We start from the raw sequence: 420 nt of genomic DNA, 5'->3' as shown, positions 1-420 counted from the left end.
GGATCAAGGTAATCCGGTGTACCGTCACCGTCTGTGTCGTCATTGGTTGGGTCGCCATTTCCATCGGCATCCTCATCCGGGGTGTCGATGCCGTCACCGTCATCGTCAAGGTCCCTATAGTTCACGTCCTCCGTGCCATCCGTATCCGGTAGGTCGTTCGCAGGATCGTTTATCTCATCGTTTACATCGAAGCCATCGTTGACATCACTACCTTCGTAACCGTCATCAAGACCATCACCGTCAGTGTCATTACCCGTATAGTTCTGGTTCGGGATGCCATCGTAGTCGAAGTCGTTACCCTCGTTGTTGTCAGGGACAAGGTCGTTGTCACTGTCCGTATCCAGATAATCCTGCTCGTCCTCACCGTCCGTGTTCACTGGGTCAAGGCCATCGGGATAGGCAGAGTTCAATCCGTCGTTC

General features: G+C 53.3%; 1 pseudogene. It reads right to left on the bottom strand.

The features are described 5' to 3' along the window. A pseudogene (locus R3X28_RS19395) lies at window positions 1-420 on the bottom strand (gliding motility-associated C-terminal domain-containing protein); the annotation flags it as partial.

Origin of the sequence: Maribacter sp. TH_r10, from assembly GCF_033101095.1 — a bacterium.
Taxonomy (GTDB): Bacteria; Bacteroidota; Bacteroidia; order Flavobacteriales; family Flavobacteriaceae; genus Maribacter_A; species Maribacter_A luteus.
Note: the sequence above shows the minus strand (reverse complement) of the source record. Positions and strands in the feature narration are given on the sequence as shown.